The following is a 16,518-nucleotide window of genomic DNA, read 5'->3' as shown; positions in this document are numbered from 1 at the left end:
CTGACCAACTGTCGATTCCATGTAACCGGCCGCGCGTAACTCCGCCACGACAACCGCGCCGATCCCACCGACCGTCGTATCCATCACCGTCTCCTTCCACAGACGTACAGATACGACGGACGCTAACCACCACCCGAAACGTTAAGCCGAGAAATTCACCAGCACTCCCCCGCGAGCGCAGGCCATTGATGCAGATCCTCGGCTTAACACAAACCTCGGCATAATCAGAATTAAGCCGAATCCGGCTTAATTCTGACGCCGGAAGCCAGTACACCGCAATACATTTCGGAGAGACATTGATGCTTGAAGGGCTCGTACCGTCGATCGGAACGGTCGGCGACGCCCTCGACAACGCGCTCTGCGAAACGACGATCGGGCTGTACAAGACCGAGTGCGTGCGCGAGGGATCCCCGTTCCGCAACGGACCGCTGGCCAACCTCGCCGACGTCGAGAGCATCACCTCTGCGTGGGTGCATTGGTACAACACGGCCAGGCTGATGCACCGCCTCGAACGACGCCCACCAGCCGAAGTCGAGGCCGAGTACTACGCTCAACAACAGATCGGGCAGCACACCGGTCACACGTAACGAGGTGTGCATGAAACCCGGGATGGTTCAGTATTTCCGTCGTAGCTGTGGCGGCAGCGGCATTGGCCTCGCCGAGCGAGGATCTGATAGTCGCCAAGTCGGTTGCGGCGGTCTGCAACGCCTCGGGCACCACGGACACAAATGACATTGGAGATCTCCTAATCGCACTGAGCGCTTGTCGGGTAACCACATGCTCCCGGACTGCACGCGCCCATTCCCCTCCGTGCAATTGGGTCTCAGCAGAGTAGCACTGCAGTCGCTCGGTTGCAGCATGTCTTTCGACGGTCGTCATTCAGAGTCCCTGGCGTAAGCTACATTTCGGTCAGGCGCCGGCCTTGATCGAGCGGCCGGCTCGTCGTGAACGAGTTCCCACCAGGTATTTCAGGTGATTGCGGGGTGGGCTATCGGACCTTTCGGCGGCCATTGCCGCCGCCTGAGCGCCGGCAATGGCCGGCGCTCCGCTCCGCAGGGCAGGCCGGGGATAGCGGGGTGCCGTGCGGGATACTCCGCATATGCGAAATAGTGCTAATAGACCACGAATTCGTAACCTCCGGCTACGTAAGCGTAGTCATAGCAAACAGTTGACAAAGCGTATAGTTTGTGGGAGCTTTTGTCCGGCTGAAGATCCCGGTTCGGCTGCGGTTCCCGACGACCGCGACGCGACAGCAGATAACCGTCCGCATTGAAAAGGCTGGATTCACTGGATGACTCGGATACTTGTTCACGGATTCTAACTGCTTAGTATTGCGCGCAAACTAGTTCGGCCACCGCCCAGTTGGAATGTCGTTCTAGTCAGCGCGGTTCGGCACCGTTTGGCTTGGTCGTGCGGTAGCCCTTGGGATCAGCGAACATCGTGCGGACGGCCCTCGTCACCAACTAGTTCGAGTTGTCCTGGAGTACAACGAATATCAGTGCGTCTACATTTCAGCGAACGGTCCTGCCGGCTCGTCCACGAAGACCGCCACTGCCAGTCAGGTCGTGCCAGTTCGGTCACGGCATCCTGGTCGAGGCCATTGCCGCGGAGAGGGCAGAGGTGACATCTGAAGGCTGACAGGAGAATTCCCGGAGGTTTCTAGCAGTGCGTCCGAGCCGTGATACGGCGGAAGGTTTGGGGTTGAGATGATTTTGGACTTTGCTTGGTTGCCGCCGGAAGTCAATTCGGCGCGAATCTTTGCCGGCTGCGGGTCGGGCCCGCTGTTGAGAGCGGCGTCGGCCTGGCTGAGCCTGGCAGTGGATTTGCGGGCATCGGCAACGTCGTTTGATTCGGTGGTGACCCGATTGGCGACCGGGCAGTGGTCGGGTCCGGCATCGATGTCGATGGTGGCTGCGGCGGCACCATTTGTGGGCTGGCTGAGTGGGGCGGCCGGGGAGGTGGAGTTGACCGCTGCTCAGGCTCGGGTTGCGGCGACAGCGTTTGAGGCGGCTGTGTCGGCGACGGTGCATCCGGCGGCGGTGACGGCCAATCGGGTGAGATTGCTGTCATTGGTGGCGACGAACTTCTTGGCTCAGAACACCCCGGCGATTGCAGCTACGGAGTTCGACTACCAGGAGATGTGGGCACAGGATGTAGCCGCGATGGCGGGGTATCACGCGGGCGCGGCATCGGTGGCGTCGACAATGACGCCGTTTAGTCCGCCGCCGTCCAATCCTGGGTTGGCCGGGTTGGCGTCGCAAGCTGCCTCGGGTGTGCCGGCGATGCTTTCGTCGGCGGCTGCGCCGGCGCAGGACATCGCGGCGATCGGTTCAAACGCCGGGTCGGGGCTGGGTTCATTGCTGTTGTCGGGTGTGCCGGTGTTGATGTATCCGCTGAGCATGGCGATGTCGCCGATCATGAGTTTGATGAGCAATGCGGCGCGCACGCCAACGGGCGGAATGGCCGGTGCGGTTGCCAGTGGGTTGCCCGCGGACGTGCCGAAGTTGGTGACGCTTCCTCATGCTGAAATCACGTCATTGGGTGGCGGAGGGCTGGGTTCGGCGATGGCGGCGGACTTGGGTAACGCTCGGATGGTTGGAGGCATGTCGGTTCCGCCGACTTGGCAGGGGTCTGTGCCGGCTCCGATGGGCAGTTCGGCGATGTCGGGCTTGGGTGCAGCCGGTATCCCCACCCCGGCGGCGCTGACCGGGGAGCCAAGTTCGCCAGGTATGCCGATGATGCCGATGCCGAGCGGTACCGGTGGTGCCGGGATGCCCGGCGGGATGATAGGTCGCGGCGGGGCCAGCCCTAATGCACCGCAGTCCCGGTCCGGCGTGATACCGGTAACCGGGATCGGATAGCGACTGGGACGGCGCTGCCCCAGTGCCCGAGTTGTAGGACGCGACTGCGACTCCTCTGCCACATCAGTCTCTACGGGTTTGGGGTGCGCGTTGTGCTCCGCCTTGTCAGCGACAAATTCGTTGCGCACCTCGGCGTGTCGCTCAAAGGTGGGCGAATTGTGTACCGGTTCGGCCAGATACCAACGTGAAAGATGCGATTGCCGGGCCCAGGAAGCCGACGAGCGCGGTGATTGGATCAGCACGTCTTAGCTTAGGTAGTCACGCCAAACCGCGCGCAGACGCTGAAAACCTCTTCGAAAATCGAGGCGGGCACGGGTGAACGGCTCGGTGGCAGACACTTCCGACCAGTGCGCCGCGATGTCCTCGGCGGTCGGTTCGCAGTCAGCGCCGGCTGACCATCCCTGACCCAGGCCGACGAATACCCGCGCAAAGCGCCCGGCGCAGGCCGAGTAGTCGTGATGGGTGACCTTGCAGGCCCGGCTGGCCAAAAACACCACGATCGATACCACCAGCTCGGGCCTGATCACCTGCAAAAGCCGCGATCTCGGCGCCGACCTCGTCGGCGACGCTGAGTCGGAGCCCTCGCCATGCATGGTCGCGCCGACATCGTTGACCACCACCGCGGCACCGCGGCGGGCCAACTCCAGCGCGTACAACCGGCCGAGCCCCCGGCCGGCACCCGTGACGATCGCGATCTGGTCGGTGAATCGATCATCGGCAGCCCTCCGTTCTTGGATGCGCAAGGCGCGCACCGACTTCAGTGAGATAGCGGTCGGGTCCACCCAGAAATGCGCTCCAGCTCAGCAGGCGTTTGAGGTACAGGTGAGCGTCGTGCTCCCAGGTGTAGCCGACGCCGCCGAAAATCTGGATCGCCGTGTCGGCGACGGTGGCCAGCCGCCCTGCGAATGCCTTGGCCCGCAGCGCGCACAAGTGTCGCTCGTCGGCGGCGTCGTCGGGCAAGGCATCCGAGGCCCACAACGCGTGGATCACCCCGCTGCGGGCCAGCTCGACCGTCTCGTACATGCCGACGCACAGCTGCTGGATCGCCTGGAACGAGCCGATAGCCTGGCCGAATTGCTTTCGCACCTTCGCATATTCGATGGCCAGGTCCATGACGGCGCCGGCCGCACCGAGCGCGTCGGCCGCCATGGCGATCAGCACGTCGTCGACGACTGCCGCGACGGCGGCCGGCGACGGGGCGGCCAGCCGGTGTGCCGTCACACCGTCGAGCTCGACCCGAAACATCTTGCGGGCCTGGTCGATACCGCGCTCGGGCGTCACCGAAACGCCGGTGGAAGCGGTGTCGACGGCGAAAAGTGCGGTAGTGCCGCCGTTTTGAGCGAAAACCAACAGCACGTGGGCGGCTGCGGCGTCGGGAACCGAGGCGAGCTCACCGTTGAGCGCCGTGCCGTCTGCTGTCGGCAGGGTCTCGACGTCCAACGGGCCCAAGGTGGCGATCGTGGTCCCCTCGGCTATCCCGGTGAAGATCTGGGCCGCGGCTGGGCCGGCGTCGCACCGGCTCAGCGCCCGCGTCGCCGCGACCGCGGTGGACAACCAGGGTCCCGGGTGCAGGGCGGCGCCGAGCTCCTCGGCGACGACGCCGGCCTCGACCATCGTCATGCCGGCACCGCCGTATTCCGGTGGCACCAACAGCCCGGTGGTCCCCAGCTCGGCGAGGCCACGCCACACCGCCTCGGTGGTGCCGGTGGGATCGTCGAGCAGCGCGCGCACGTGTCCCGAAATCGGCGCCTTCTCGGCGAGAAAGCGCCGCACGGTGTCGCGCAGCGCCACCTGCTCCTCGGACAGTTCCAGGTTCATCGGCGCGGCAACCCCAGCACCCGCTGCGCGGTGATGTTCGTGTTGATCTGCGTGGTGCCGCCGGCGATGGTCAGCGAACGTGACGTCAGCCGGTAGTCGGCCCACCGGCCTGCCTGCGGACCCAGCACGTCGAAAGCCAGCGCGGCCAGATCTTGCCCGATCTCGCCCCATACCGTTTTGGCCAGGCTTGCCGACCCGAAGGCGGTGATTTCCGAGCCACCGTGCAAGGTCGCCGAAATCGACCGCAGACAGAGCACTTCGAGATACTTGACGCGCACCGCGATCTCTCCGAGGCGCCGCAAGGTCACCGGGTCTTCGCCGACCCCGAATGCGGCGAAGTCCGCCGCCAGCTCCTCGAGTCGCACCTGCAGTTCGGTGTAAAGTCGCGCCGCCCCGGCCCGCTCGTGGCTCAGCGTGGTGGTGGCGACCTGCCAGCCCGCGTTGAGCGGACCCAGCAGCGCGTCGGCCGGCACCACCACATCGTGGAAGAACACCTCGGCGAAGTCGGTGTCGCCGTTGAGCGTGACCAGCGGCCGTGCCTCGATGCCCGGCAGCCGCATGTCGACGATCAGGCAGGAGATGCCCTGGTGTTTGGCCGCCTCGGGATCGGTGCGGACATACAGTTGGCACCAGTCGGCGCGGTGCCCGAGCGAGGTCCAGATTTTCTGTCCGTTGACCACGAAGGTGTCGCCGTCGCGTATCGCGCGGGTACGTAGCGCGGCGAGGTCGGATCCGGCCTCGGGCTCCGACATGCCCTGGCACCAGATATCGTCCGCGCGCAACATCCGGGGCAGCAGTGTCGTCTTCTGGGCTTCGGTGCCGTATTGCATGATCGCCGGAGCAATGTTGTTCATGCCGATGACGTTGAGCGGCAAGGGGGCTCGGGCGCGGGTGGTTTCCTCGGTGTAGACCAGCTGCTCGAGCACGGTGGCGCCCCGGCCGCCGTACTCACGGGGCCAGGAGACGGCCGCCCAGCCGGCGTCGGCCAAGGCGGCGTTCCAGGTGCGCAACATGTCGAATATCGCGTCGCTGCGGCCGGGGGATCGGCGGGCGGCGATCAATTCGTCGGTCAGATTCGCCGAGAGCCAGCTGCGCAGCTCATCGCGGAACTGTTCCAGGTCCGCCGGGTATGAGAAGTCCACGTGCGTGTGTCGACCTTGCGCAATTGACTGCCTGTCAAGCCGGACTCTACGTTGGAACAGATATTTGGTCAACACGATGAACCAGGACGAACCGCTTGACTGGCGACCAGCACAACACCGATCGGCTGCCGCGACTGGGCATCGTGGCCTCGGCCATCGCGGGCCGTACGGTGCGGGTTACCCCGGCCGGCACCGGTGAGTCGACGTGGACGGATGGCCGGGTGATCTTTGTCGATGCCGGCCTGCCGGGACGCGATCAGCTTGCGTCGCTGGCCGTGCAGGCGTCGCTGCTGGCGGCGGGAAGTCTCGAACCGGATGTGGTCCGCGCGCTCATCCGGCGCCCGGCGGTGGCCAGGCGATATCTCGCGGTGGAAGGGCACCGGGCGCTGGCGGCCAACGAATACTGGTTGCCGGAGCCGACACGGGGGTTGATCGACCGCGACATTGCCGCTCGCACCGCTTCGCCGGCCGACTCTTTGGCTGCCGCGCGAAGCCCGCACCCCATCGCCGGCGCACCGGCGAGCTTCGGCGCCATCCACGCCCGGAAGCTGTTGGCGCAGTTGGCAACGCACAGAGATGCGCCGACGGGCGGTGAGCATGGTCGTCAAGCCGGCCGGGCACTGGCCGACCTCGACGACGATCCCGCCGACCAGCAGGACGTCTTCCCCAGCCCGATCGGCGGCGCCGGAGCCCTCGGCCGGTTGCTGCACCGCATGCTGCGCCCGGTGCGCCGGCTCGGGGACAGCGGTCAGCCGGGGGCCGACGCCCCCGCCCACCGCACCCGCTCAGGGATCGGGGCCGCGCGAGGGGTGTTGTCGACGGCACCGGCCGGATTGTTCGACGAACGCGCCGCCGGACCAAGCGGGAAAGCGGGGTCGGTCAGTTATCCCGAGTGGGATGTCCACCGGCGCTGCTATCGGCCGAACTGGTGCATGGTGCGCGAAATACCGGCGGTTGTCGGCGACACCTCGTTTCCGGATGGCCTGAACCGCTATGCATTGCGGCGCTCCCTGGCCCGCCTCGGTCTGGGGCCGGACTGGTTTCGCCGGCAGCTGCACGGCGAGGACATCGATATCGATGCGGCCGTCGAGGCCCGCGTCGACGCGGTGGCCGGTTCGCTGCCCACTGACGCGATCTACCTCGATCGGCTGCGCCGCCGACGCGATCTTGCGGTGTTGCTGCTGCTGGACATCTCCGGCTCGGTCGCCGAGCCGGGTGCGACCGGAAAGACGGTGCACGAACAGCAGCGGGCCGTCGCCGCAGCACTCGCTGTTGTCTTTCGTGATCTCGGAGATCGGTTGGCGCTCTACGCATTTCACTCGCAGGGGCGGGCGGCCGTACAGCTGGTGCCAATCAAGCGTTTCGACGACCGGCTGGATGCCCTCGCGCTGCGAAGGCTCGGCGGCTTGGTGCCCGGCGCGTATTCGAGGCTCGGTGCCGCGATCCGGCACGGTGCGGCCGTGCTGGAATCCGGTGGCGGCACGACGCGGCGGCTACTGGTCGTGGTGTCCGACGGGTTGGCCTACGACCACGGCTACGAACGCGCCTACGGGGCGGCGGACTCCCGTCGTGCGCTGGCCGAAGCCCGCGGCCGTGGCACCGGCTGTGTCTGCCTGGCCGTCGGGGCTAGCACCGATCCCGAGGAACTGCAGCGGGTGTTCGGCAGCGCCGCGCTGGCCGCCATCGCCGAGCCGGAGCAGCTGCGGCGGGTGGCCGGGCCGGTGTTTCGAGCGGCCCTGCGCTCGGCCGAAGTCCGCAGGCCCACCGAGAGTTGAGCCAAATATCTGTTCCGCGTTACGCTGCGGCCATGCCAGGCACAGGCGACGACGGGACGACACCCGCGGCGGCCCGCCCCTTCTACGTCTCGGTGGGCAATGAGGAACAGGTCTTCAAGGCCGCGTTCCGTCAAGGCCTCTCGGTGTTACTCAAGGGGCCCACCGGCTGCGGCAAGACGCGGTTCCTGGAAGCCATGGCCCATGATCTGCAGCGGCCGCTCGTCACGGTGGCCTGCCACGACGACCTCACGACCGCGGATCTGGTCGGGCGGTTCCTGCTGCGGGGTGGGGAAACGGAGTGGGTCGACGGCCCGCTCACCCGCGCCGTTCGCGAGGGCGCCATCTGCTACCTCGACGAAGTCGTCGAGGCGCGCCAGGACACCACCGTCGTGCTGCACCCACTGGCCGATCACCGACGGCAGCTTCCGATCGAACGCCTGGGCGTGACACTGGACGCCGCACCCGGCTTTTGCCTGGTGGTGTCCTACAACCCCGGGTACCAAAGCGTCCTCAAGGATCTCAAGGACTCCACCCGGCAGCGCCTGGTGGCCATCGAATTCGGCTTTCCCGCAGCCGATGTCGAGGAAAAGATCGTCGCTCACGAGGCCGGTGTCGGCTCCGACGTGGCCGCCGAGTTGGTGCGGCTGGCCCAAGCGATCCGGCGGGTGGAAAACCGCGGATTGCGTGAGGTGGCGTCGACCAGGGTGCTCATTGCCGCGGGCCGGCTGATAGCCGAGGGGCTCAGCACCCGGGAGGCGGCCCGCGCCGCCGTCGCCGGCCCGTTGACCGACGACATTCATACCGGTAACGGCCTGTTGGAGCTGATCGATGTCTACCTGTGCGACACCTAGCCGGTGGCGATTGACGCTGCGCCGCCCACCGCGCTAATGTCAGAACAAATTTTAGGTTTTCGGGACGGCCGCTGACGGAGATGGAGACTTGTCCTACGAGAGCACCGCGCAACCGATCAAAATCGGCTACCTGTTCGACTTCCTGCTGCCCGAGTTCTACCCGCAGGAGATGCGCGACGACCTGACCCGGCCGTTCGAGTTAGTATTCGCCGACGGGCTGCGGCAACGGGTCATCGACCGTCCGGTGGAGATTGTGTACCGGGAGGTGGAGGGGCTGCCCAAAGGCGCCGTCAAGTCCGTGATCGACGCCTACGGCGAACTGGTCGACGAGGGCTGTCTGGCGGTGTTCGGGCCGCATATCAGTGAGAACGCCGTGCCGACCAAGGAGGCGATCGAAGAACGGTTCCGGGTTCCGGCCATCAACGTATGCGGCAGCGACGACTGGTTGGGAGAGTGGACGTTCGCGTTCCCGCAGGGGTCGATGACCGACGAGCCGATCTTCTGGGCGGACTTGCTTGCCAAGGGCGGCCACACCGAGGTGGCCGTGCTGGTCGAGCAATCGCTGGTCGGCCAGAGCTATCTCACCAACTTCCGAAACGCGGGCCGGCGCAAAGGCATTCGCATCGTGGCCGAAGCGCAGATCGCCCAAACCGCCCAGGACGTCGGCCAGGCGATGCGCACCGTGCACGAGTCAAAGCCGTCCGCGCTGGTGCATTGCGGGTTCGGCTTCGGCATCGTGTTCATCAACCCGGCCCTGGCCGAACTCGACTGGGATCCGCCCCGGTTCACCAGCACCGCGTTTCAAAACGCCTGGATCAATCCGATTATGTGGCAAGCCTTGATGGGATGGACCGGGATCGACCAGTACGACGAAGCCAACAGTGTGGGCCAGGCGTTCCTGGACCGCTACGAGTCGGAATATGGCCGTCGCCCCCAATATTGCGTGCCGGTGGTGAACCACGACGTCGCCAATACGCTGCTGCATGCCTTCGCCGACGCCCACCCGCTGAGCCCCCGCGGCGTGAAGGAGGCACTGGAGCGGGTGAAGATGCTGCCCGCCGCCGCCGGTGCCCCAGGGACCCGGGTATCGCTGGGTAAGTGGACCCGGCGGGCCTGGATGGGGGCGGGCTACCTGGTGGCGCGAAGGCTGGACCCCGACGGCGTCAACTCCCGTCTCGTCGATCGCTTCGGCGCCGGTTGAGCGATGACGACGCAGCAGGCAACCCCGTCGATCACGGCCACGCGCCAGAGGAACTCGATGTGGGCGGTCGCGTGGATATTCATGGCCGTCGCCGTGCTCGCCGTTGTCGTTCACTATGCGCGTAAAGGCGCTGTCTCGCCGCGAATCCGCAATCCGGAGGTCGCCGGCGCACCGAGCCCGGTTGAGCCGCTGTTCGGCTACCAGCACTGGCTGGGGCTGTTCCAGATCTTCACGATCATCTCGATGTCGGTCATCATCGCGGTCTACGTGGTCGCCTGGCGCCGCTACCCAGCCCACCCGGTCCTTTTGATGGGCATCGTCACCACCCTGATCGTCTGGCAGGACCCGATCATGAACTGGGCGCCCTACGCGGTTTACAACCCGCAGCTGTGGCATTGGCCCGAAGACTGGCCGCTGGTGTCGCTGTCGCCCACCGTCGAGCCGTTTCTGGTGATCGGCTACATCATGTTCTATCTGGGCCCCTACTTCCCGGCCATCTGGATCCTGCGCAAGGTTCAGGCCCGGCGCCCGCTCGACTCGTTCGTCTGGCGGCACCCGCTGATCACGCTGGCGGTGATCATCCTGCCGGTGGGCATCGTCATCGACGCGATGCTCGAGATGACGCTGGTGCGCACCGGCTTTTATATCTATTCCCAGGTCATTCCGTTCGGGTCGGCCTTCGCCGGCCAGACCTACCAGTTCCCGTTCATCTGGGAAACCGTGATGGTGACTTTCGTGATGATCCCCGCGGGAGTCCTGCTCTACCGCGACGACACCGGCCGCACCGTCGGCGAAAAGCTCGCCCAGGGAGCGCGCATTTTCCCCCGTCGGCCCAAGCTCGCGATGTTCGTGGTGATGTTCGTCCTGATCAACCTCGCCTACTTCGGCTACGGCACCGGCTTCGCCATCATCAAATGGACCAGAACCGCTACCTCCGTCGCCTGCCCGTGGCCGTATCCGGAGGCCAAAGTCTATGACCCGCAAGGCTTTTACGAACGCAACGGTCAGCCGGGCCCGTATTCGGTGGGCATCTGGTCGACCTGGATGAGCGCGCAACCGCACGGCCGCCCGGACGTGACGCCGCCGGCCGATGGTGGTCGCTGTGGACCGGCGCATGGGTGAGCCCCCTGCCGTCGTCATCACCGGCGCGTCTCGCGGGCTGGGCCTCGCGTCGGCCGCGCACCTGTATCGGCAGGGGTGGCGGGTGCTGGCCGCGATGCGCTCACCGGATTCCGGACTGGCAGCTCTGCGATCGAAGTGCAGTGCCGCAGATGGTGATTCGCGGCTGATCCCGGTTCAGCTGGATCTTACCGACCAGGCATCCGTCGAGGCCGCGGCCAAGGCGATAGAGGAGGCCGTCGGCCCGCCGCGGGCGCTGGTGCACAATGCGGGCATATCCGCGGCCGGGACGGTCGAGGAGACGCCGATCGACCTGTGGCAGCGGATGTTTGCGACCCATGTGTTCGGGCCGGTGCTGCTGACCAAGGCGCTGTTGCCGGCAATGCGCGCCGCGGGCCAAGGGCGCATCGTGATGATCTCCAGCCAGGGCGGCGTGCGCGGCATGCCGGAGATCGCGGCGTACTCCGCGGCCAAGGGCGCGCTCGAGCGGTGGGCCGAATCGTTGGCCTCCGAGGTGGCGCCGTTCGGACTCGGCGTCACCGTCTTGGTTGCCGGAACCTTCGACACCGACATCATCACCGACGCCGGAACGTCGGATCACCGTGACCTGTCCGGGCCGTACGCCGCGCTGCACGGCAAGGTCGACCGGCGCGGCCGGGCGGCCATGCGATTGGCGCGCCCGCCCGAGCAGTTCGCCGCGGCGCTGGCCGGCGCGCTGGAAGACCGCTCGCCCTTTGCCCGGCGCGCCGTGGGTCCCGACGCCCGGATGCTGATGGTTGCCAACCGGCTGCTTTCCGGTAAGGCTCTCCATAGGGTGACCCGGCTGGCGCTGGGCCTCCCGCGTCCAGGCACGCTGGGCGCCGCCCGTTCTGCAGAAAGCGACTAAAGATGGCTGACACCGTCCGGTTCGAATCCAGGATGATGATCGACGGCAAGCTCGTCGACGGACAGGCGGGCACCTTCACCAACATCAACCCGGCCACCGAGGAGCCGATCGGGGAGGTCGCCGACGCGTCGCAGGCGGATATGCACCGGGCCATCGACGCGGCCCGGCGAGCCTTCGACGAGACCAACTGGTCGACCAATCGCGCGTTGCGCAAGCGCTGCCTGGAGCAATTGCAAGAGGCCATCGAGGCCGAACGGGAGGAGCTGCGCGAGGAGCTCATCGCCGAAGCCGGCGCGCCCCGGGCGATCACCTACGGTCCGCAACTGGATGCGCCGCTGGCCGACGCGCTGCGCTATCCCGCCAAGCTGATCGACGAATACCCCTGGGAAATCGACCTGGGCGACGCGCTGGTCAGCATCACCGGGCAGATGACCAGCCGCAAGCTCTGGCGGGAACCGGTCGGAGTGGTCGGAGCAATCGTGCCGTGGAACTTCCCGTTCGAGGTCACCATCAACAAGCTCGGCCAGGCGCTGGGCACCGGAAACACGGTGGTGCTCAAACCGGCGCCGGACACCCCGTTCAACGCCACCCGCCTGGGCCGACTGATCGCCGAAAAGACCGACATCCCACCGGGAGTCGTCAACGTCGTCACCGCGTCGGATCACCTGGTCGGCGAAGAGCTCACGTTGTCGCCCAAGGTCGACCTGATCTCGTTCACCGGCTCGACCGTCGTCGGGAAACGGATCATGGAAAAGGGCGCGGCGACGCTCAAGCGGCTGTTCCTCGAACTTGGCGGCAAGTCGGCCACCATCGTCTTGGAGGACGCCGAGTTCGGGTTGGCGTGTGCGATCGGCATCGCGCCGTGCATGCATGCCGGGCAGGGCTGCGCCAACCCGACCCGGATGCTGCTGCCGCGGTCCCGCTACGACGAGGGTGTGGCGATCCTCAAGAGCATCTACGACAACGTCATGCCGGGCGATCCGCAAGACCCGGCCACGTTGTGCGGACCGGTGATCTCCGACAAGCAGCGCAAGCGGGTGCTCGGTTATATCAGCAAGGGAGTCGAGGAGGGCGCCACCTGCCTGGTCGGCGGCCCCGACGCCGCCACCGGTTTCGACAAGGGATTCTATGTCCGGCCAACGCTTTTCGTCGACGTCGATAACTCCATGACGATCGCCCAGGAGGAGATCTTCGGCCCGGTGCTGTCGGTCATCGGATTCGACGACGAGGAAGACGCGATCCGGATCGCCAACGACAGCGTGTACGGGTTGGCCGGCAACGTGATGTCGGGTTCGCTGGAGCACTCGCTGGCGGTCGCCCGGCGGCTGCGGGCCGGCTTCATCGGTGTGCAGGGCGCCGCGCCGTACGGCGCCGACACCCCGTTCGGCGGCTACAAGGACAGCGGGGTAGGCCGGCAGAACGGGATCGCCGGGTTCGACCAGTACACCCAGATCAAGTCGGTGGGCTATCCGGCTACCTGAAGGGGGTGCGCATGCAGCTGTTCGACGATCTCGAGGATTTCGGGGCCTTCGACGACGTGGTCTCCGGCGACGTCCGGGATCCCTACACCGAGCTGGCCCGGTTGCGGCGCGAGGAACCGGTGCAGCGCATCGACTTCTCGGCCATGCCGCACGAGGAATCCAAGCCCGTCTTCATCGTCTACCGCCATGAAGACGTCGCGCAGTTGCTGCGGGACAACGAGACGTTCTCGTCGGCGATCATCATCGATGCCTTCGGTGACGTGCTGGGCCGCCACGTCATGCTCGGCATGGACGAGCCCGAACACGGCCGCCATCGCGCCCTGGTGGCAAAAGCGTTCTCGCAGAAGGCATTGGCGCGCTGGGAGGACGGATTGGTCAGGCAGGTCGGCAACGAGCTGATTGACCGGTTCGCCGGCCGCGGCCACGCCGATCTGGTCAAGGAGTTCACCTTTCCCTATCCGACGCAGATCATCGCCGGTCTGCTAGGGCTGCCGCGCGAGGACTATCCGCAGTTTCAGCGCTGGTCGATCTCACTGCTCAGTTTCACTGTCAACCCGGAGCGGGGCCGCGCCGCTTCGCAGGCTTTGCAAGAGTACTTCGCGCCGATACTCGCCGCGCGGCGCCGGGAACCGCGCGACGATCTGATCAGCGGCCTGGCCCAGGCCGAGATCGACGGGGAGAAGCTCTCCGATGAGGAGATCTTCTCCTTCCTGCTGCTGCTGCTTCCGGCCGGCGTGGAAACAACCTACCGCTCGCTGGGCAACATGTTGCTCGGATTGCTGTGCAGCCCAGAGCAACTCGACGCCGTCCGAACCGACCGCTCGTTGCTTCCGCAGGCGATCGAGGAGGCGGTTCGCTGGGAACCGCCGCTGCTGACCATCACCCGCGTCGCCACCCACGACACCGAGTTGGGCGGGGTGCCGATTCCGGCCGGCTCCTCGGTGATGCCGATGCTGGGTGCGGCCAACCGGCAGGAGGACCGCTACCCCGATCCGGATCGGTTCGACATCTTCCGCCCGCCCAGGGCGCACATCGGCTTCGGCCACGGCGTGCACGTCTGCCTGGGCATGCATCTGGCCCGGCTGGAGATGCGGGTGGCGCTGAACCTGATGTTCGACCGGTTGCCCCGCCTGCGTCTTGATCCCGCGGGTGACGATCCGCATATCCGCGGCCAGGTATTCCGGTCGCCGACGTCGCTTCCGGTGCTATTCGATACGACTTGCCCCGGGGTGTCCTGATCGGGCCTATCCCGATCGTCCTCTTGATGAGATCCGGGAACAGCCCGGATGATCATCTTCGACAGGAGGACACCATGCCGCAATACGCCGCACTGACCTACACCAGGGACGTCGACTGGTCAGCCCCCGAGCAGGCCGCCGACATGGCCGACTACATGAAGTTCGGCCAGGACCACGCCGCAGTGATCCGCGGGGGCGCAGCGCTGTATCCGACCGCGACCGCGACGACGGTGCGGGTCACCGGCGCCCGCGGCGGTGGCGTCGTCACCAGCGACGGTCCGTACGCCGAAACGAAAGAAGCCCTCACCGGCTTCTACCTCATCGAGGCGGCCGACTTGGACGGGGCGCTGCGGATCGCCGCCGAGATCCCGGCGGCCTGGGACGGTGCCGTCGAGGTGCGTCCCATCATCGATTTCGGTTGACCGCGGAATCGGCTCTCGCCGAGACGGTCCGGATGGAGGGGACCCGCATTCTGGCGACCCTCGTCCGGACGCTCGGCTCGCTGCAGGTCGCCGAGGACGCGGTGCAGGAAGCGGCATTACGCGCGCTGCGGGACTGGCCGCGCAACGGTGTGCCCGACGAACCGCGGGCCTGGCTGACGGTGACCGCGCGGCGGGTCGCGATCGACCTGCTGCGACGTGAGGGCGTTCGAGCGCAAAAGGAGCGTGCCAGCGTGGAGCTCGCGGTCCCCGATCTGCCGCCCGACAGCATGGTGGCCGATGACCGGCTGCGGCTGATCTTCACCTGTTGTCATCCGGCGCTGGGGCTTTCGGCTCAGGTGACGCTGGCGTTGCGCACCTTGTGCGGCCTGTCCCCGGCACAGATCGCGACGGTGTTGCTGACCAGCGAAGCGGCCGTCGCCAAGCGCCTGACCCGCACACGCGCCAAGATCGCCCGGGCCGGCATCCCCTATCGGGTGCCGGCCGACGAAGAGCTGCCGGCCCGGGTGGCGGCGGTGTGCGCGGTGGTGCACACGTCCTACACGATTGCCCACACCACGGCCGGCGGCGACCGGCTGACCGACGTCGACGGCACTCGCGAGGCACTGCGCCTGGCGCGGCTGGTGCACCAGCTGATGCCCGACGAACCGGCGCCGATGGCGGTGTTGGCGCTGCTGCTGGTGACCGAATCCCGGCGCGCCGCACGGCTCGACGACGCCGGCGATCCGGTGCCGCTGTCCGAGCAGGACCGCTCGTCGTGGGACGCCGGCGCGATCGCTGAAGGGCTCGGGCTGCTGGATGAATCGCTGCGCCGCACGGGCACGGTCGCCGATCCCTACCAGCTGCAGGCCGCGATCGCGGCCGAGCATGCCCGGGCCGCGTCGTATGAAGCCACCGACTGGGCCGAGATCGTCCGGCTCTACGACCTGCTGTTGTCGGTGCAGCCGAGCGCTCCCGCTGGGCTGGCCCGGGCGGTCGCCGTCGCCGAATCAGGCGGGCCCGCGGCGGGTTTGGCGGAGCTGGACGAACTCGAGCCGGATCAGCGCTGGCATGCCGTCCGGGGTGAACTGCTGGCCCGTCAAGGTAAATTCGCCGAGGCGGTCGCGGCGACACGGCTGTCGCTGACCGATGCGATCACCATGCCGGAACGCCGATACCGCCAGCGGCGCATCGCCGAATGGTCTGCGGGACGAGAAGTGACATGAAAGTCGATGTGACAAGCGAGATACTGATCGCCCGGCGGCGCGCCGAAGTCTTTGGCTATGCCTGTGATCCGGACAACGCTAAGGCGTGGTACGCCAATATCACAGCAGCACAATGGAAAACACCGAAGCCGTTAACCGTCGGCTCGCAGTGTGCCTTTACCGCAAGGTTTCTCGGTCGGACGCTGAGCTATACCTATGAGGTGGTAGACCTGCGGCCGGGCACCAGGTTCGTGATGCGCACCGCGGAAGGACCGTTTCCCATGGAGACGACCTACGTGTGGGAAGACGGCCCGAACGGTACGACCAAGATGATCCTGCGCAATCGCGGTGAGCCGTCAGGGTTTTCCGGACTTGCGGCACCTGTTTTGGCGAAGGCGATCAAGCGGGCCAACGGCAAGGACCTCGCCCGGCTCAAGGCGGTGCTGGAATTGGCGACCTAACCCTCGGGTAGCTGCAGGTTGTCGTGGCGCGCCCAGATATCGGCTCGGTCGCAGCTGCGAG

Annotated in this window: 13 protein-coding genes and 3 pseudogenes; 12 read left to right on the top strand and 4 right to left on the bottom strand. The window is 66.6% G+C overall.

Going from position 1 to position 16,518, the window contains the following annotated elements; all coding sequences use genetic code 11:
- Positions 1–248: 248 nt before the first annotated feature.
- Positions 249–587: pseudogene (locus tag EET03_RS20710) on the top strand (integrase core domain-containing protein); the annotation flags it as partial.
- 40 nt (positions 588–627) lie between these two features.
- Here EET03_RS20710 and EET03_RS32490 read toward each other — a convergent pair.
- Positions 628–735 (bottom strand): annotated as a pseudogene (locus EET03_RS32490) (PE domain-containing protein); the annotation flags it as partial.
- Positions 736–1,706: 971 nt separating this feature from the next.
- Here EET03_RS32490 and EET03_RS20700 point away from each other — a divergent pair.
- Positions 1,707–2,861 carry a PPE family protein gene (locus EET03_RS20700; protein ID WP_099193704.1) on the top strand — a complete coding sequence of 385 codons (1,155 nt, stop codon included), beginning with the start codon at positions 1,707–1,709 and terminating at the stop codon, positions 2,859–2,861.
- Between the two features lie 250 nt (positions 2,862–3,111).
- Here EET03_RS20700 and EET03_RS20695 read toward each other — a convergent pair.
- From EET03_RS20695 to EET03_RS20685, 3 genes and pseudogenes are all read right to left on the bottom strand, one after another.
- Positions 3,112–3,598 (bottom strand): annotated as a pseudogene (locus EET03_RS20695) (hypothetical protein).
- Positions 3,573–4,679 (bottom strand): acyl-CoA dehydrogenase family protein, encoded by a 1,107-nt coding sequence (locus EET03_RS20690; RefSeq protein ID WP_099193703.1) that lies wholly within the window; start codon positions 4,677–4,679, stop codon positions 3,573–3,575. The pseudogene EET03_RS20695 and the gene EET03_RS20690 overlap by 26 nt, the downstream one beginning before the upstream one ends.
- Positions 4,676–5,821, bottom strand: coding sequence for an acyl-CoA dehydrogenase family protein (locus EET03_RS20685; RefSeq protein ID WP_075541457.1), 1,146 nt, complete (start codon positions 5,819–5,821; stop codon positions 4,676–4,678). Before EET03_RS20685 ends, EET03_RS20690 begins: the two co-directional genes overlap by 4 nt.
- Positions 5,822–5,916: 95 nt before the next feature.
- Between EET03_RS20685 and EET03_RS20680 the strand changes: the two genes are divergently transcribed.
- The 10 genes from EET03_RS20680 (at position 5,917) to EET03_RS20635 (ending at position 16,457) form a co-directional block, all read left to right on the top strand.
- Positions 5,917–7,596, top strand: coding sequence for a nitric oxide reductase activation protein NorD (locus tag EET03_RS20680; RefSeq protein WP_244232460.1), 1,680 nt, complete (start codon positions 5,917–5,919; stop codon positions 7,594–7,596).
- A 32-nt stretch (positions 7,597–7,628) separates the two neighbouring features.
- The gene (locus EET03_RS20675) at positions 7,629–8,447 is read left to right on the top strand and encodes a CbbQ/NirQ/NorQ/GpvN family protein (RefSeq protein WP_075541456.1); all 819 of its coding nucleotides are present in this window, start codon (positions 7,629–7,631) and stop codon (positions 8,445–8,447) included.
- 88 nt (positions 8,448–8,535) lie between these two features.
- Positions 8,536–9,648 carry an ABC transporter substrate-binding protein gene (locus EET03_RS20670; RefSeq protein ID WP_075541455.1) on the top strand — a complete coding sequence of 371 codons (1,113 nt, stop codon included), beginning with the start codon at positions 8,536–8,538 and terminating at the stop codon, positions 9,646–9,648.
- Between the two features lie 3 nt (positions 9,649–9,651).
- Positions 9,652–10,770 carry a spirocyclase AveC family protein gene (locus EET03_RS20665; RefSeq protein WP_075541454.1) on the top strand — a complete coding sequence of 373 codons (1,119 nt, stop codon included), beginning with the start codon at positions 9,652–9,654 and terminating at the stop codon, positions 10,768–10,770.
- Complete coding sequence (locus EET03_RS20660; RefSeq protein WP_075541470.1) at positions 10,763–11,653, top strand: SDR family oxidoreductase; 891 nt, start codon at positions 10,763–10,765, stop codon at positions 11,651–11,653. Before EET03_RS20665 ends, EET03_RS20660 begins: the two co-directional genes overlap by 8 nt.
- Before the next feature lie 32 nt (positions 11,654–11,685).
- Entirely contained in the window at positions 11,686–13,134 is a 1,449-nt protein-coding gene (locus tag EET03_RS20655; RefSeq protein WP_075541469.1) for an aldehyde dehydrogenase family protein, read from the top strand.
- A gap of 11 nt (positions 13,135–13,145) precedes the next feature.
- A complete protein-coding gene (locus EET03_RS20650) occupies positions 13,146–14,372 on the top strand; it encodes a cytochrome P450 (protein WP_075541453.1) in 1,227 nt (408 codons plus the stop codon).
- A 26-nt stretch (positions 14,373–14,398) separates the two neighbouring features.
- On the top strand, positions 14,399–14,794 hold the full coding sequence (locus EET03_RS20645) for a YciI family protein (RefSeq protein WP_321182458.1): 396 nt from the start codon (positions 14,399–14,401) through the stop codon (positions 14,792–14,794).
- A complete protein-coding gene (locus tag EET03_RS20640; RefSeq protein ID WP_208649105.1) occupies positions 14,791–16,017 on the top strand; it encodes an RNA polymerase sigma factor in 1,227 nt (408 codons plus the stop codon). The genes EET03_RS20645 and EET03_RS20640 overlap by 4 nt, the downstream gene beginning before the upstream one ends.
- On the top strand, positions 16,014–16,457 hold the full coding sequence (locus EET03_RS20635) for an SRPBCC family protein (RefSeq protein ID WP_075541451.1): 444 nt from the start codon (positions 16,014–16,016) through the stop codon (positions 16,455–16,457). The genes EET03_RS20640 and EET03_RS20635 overlap by 4 nt, the downstream gene beginning before the upstream one ends.
- Positions 16,458–16,518: the final 61 nt, after the last annotated feature.

It is taken from the genome of Mycobacterium innocens (assembly GCF_900566055.1).
Lineage (GTDB): Bacteria > Actinomycetota > Actinomycetes > Mycobacteriales > Mycobacteriaceae > Mycobacterium > Mycobacterium innocens.
This window is presented reverse-complemented; position numbering and strand designations above follow the sequence as displayed.

Bases quoted from the DNA above. Each gene is read 5' to 3' on its own strand.
- EET03_RS20700 (WP_099193704.1), top strand. From the start codon at position 1,707: ATGATTTTGGACTTTGCTTGGTTGCCGCCGGAAGTCAATTCGGCGCGA.
- EET03_RS20635 (WP_075541451.1), top strand. From the start codon at position 16,014: ATGAAAGTCGATGTGACAAGCGAGATACTGATCGCCCGGCGGCGCGCC.
- EET03_RS20655 (WP_075541469.1), top strand. From the start codon at position 11,686: ATGATGATCGACGGCAAGCTCGTCGACGGACAGGCGGGCACCTTCACC.
- EET03_RS20675 (WP_075541456.1), top strand. From the start codon at position 7,629: ATGCCAGGCACAGGCGACGACGGGACGACACCCGCGGCGGCCCGCCCC.
- EET03_RS20660 (WP_075541470.1), top strand. From the start codon at position 10,763: ATGGGTGAGCCCCCTGCCGTCGTCATCACCGGCGCGTCTCGCGGGCTG.
- EET03_RS20645 (WP_321182458.1), top strand. From the start codon at position 14,399: ATGAGATCCGGGAACAGCCCGGATGATCATCTTCGACAGGAGGACACC.
- EET03_RS20690 (WP_099193703.1), bottom strand. From the start codon at position 4,679: ATGAACCTGGAACTGTCCGAGGAGCAGGTGGCGCTGCGCGACACCGTG.
- EET03_RS20665 (WP_075541454.1), top strand. From the start codon at position 9,652: ATGACGACGCAGCAGGCAACCCCGTCGATCACGGCCACGCGCCAGAGG.
- EET03_RS20650 (WP_075541453.1), top strand. From the start codon at position 13,146: ATGCAGCTGTTCGACGATCTCGAGGATTTCGGGGCCTTCGACGACGTG.